Here is a 912-nt window from a genome sequence, read left to right as displayed (position 1 = left end):
GCTGGGCACCGAAGCCAACGGCGTCACCGACAATCCGCTGATCTTCGCCGAGGATGACACCGCGCTTTCCGGCGGCAATTTCCACGCCGAGCCGGTGGCCTTCGCCGCCGACATGATCGCGCTCGCCGTCTGCGAGATCGGCTCGCTGTCGGAGCGCCGCATCGCCATGCTTGTCGATCCGGCACTTTCCGGCATGCCGGCCTTCCTGACGCCCAAGCCCGGCCTGAACTCCGGCTTCATGATCCCGCAGGTGACGGCGGCGGCGCTCGTTTCCGAAAACAAGCAGAAAGCCTATCCGGCATCAGTCGATTCGATCCCCACCTCGGCCAATCAGGAGGACCATGTTTCGATGGCCGCGCACGGCGCGCGCCGGCTGATCGGCATGGTCGAGAACGCCACCGCGGTGATCGGCATCGAACTGCTGGCCGCGGCCCAAGGCTGCGATTTCCACGCGCCGCTGGCCTCGAGCGACGCCCTGGAGGCGGTGCGCAGGCTGGTGCGGGCCGAAGTGCCGCATCTCGACAATGACCGCCATTTCCACCCCGATATGGAAAAAGCCATCGCCATGGTGCGCGGCGGTGCGGCCATCGAGGCCGCCGGCGGTGTGGCTCTGCCGTCGATTTCCGGAGCGGTGTGATGGCAAGCGCGCCCTGGCTGACGGTCACGCCCGGCACAGCCCCGTTGCTGGTGTCGATACCACACACCGGCATCGACCTCGCCGGCCTTGAGAATCGGCTGGTCTCACCCTGGCTCGGCCGCCGCGACTGCGATTGGTGGATCGATAATCTCTATGACTTTGCCGCCGGCCTCGGGGCGACGGTGGTGCACACCGCGATCTCCCGCACCGTCATCGACGTCAACCGCGATCCCTCCGGCGCCTCGCTTTACCCCGGCCAGGCGACGACGGGCCTT

General features: G+C 67.3%; 2 protein-coding genes. Both read left to right on the top strand.

Going from position 1 to position 912, the window contains the following annotated elements; translation table 11 throughout:
- Positions 1-637 (top strand): aromatic amino acid lyase (locus tag EN914_RS36765; protein ID WP_164779233.1); only part of this gene is annotated, 637 nt, incomplete at its 5' end.
- Positions 637-912, top strand: a 276-nt coding sequence (locus tag EN914_RS36760) for an N-formylglutamate amidohydrolase (protein ID WP_206527341.1), incomplete at its 3' end; no start/stop codon positions are given. The genes EN914_RS36765 and EN914_RS36760, both read left to right, overlap by 1 nt.

The sequence above is a fragment of the Mesorhizobium sp. M7A.F.Ca.CA.001.08.2.1 genome (genome assembly GCF_003998455.1).
GTDB lineage: Bacteria > Pseudomonadota > Alphaproteobacteria > Rhizobiales > Rhizobiaceae > Mesorhizobium > Mesorhizobium ciceri.
This window is presented reverse-complemented; position numbering and strand designations above follow the sequence as displayed.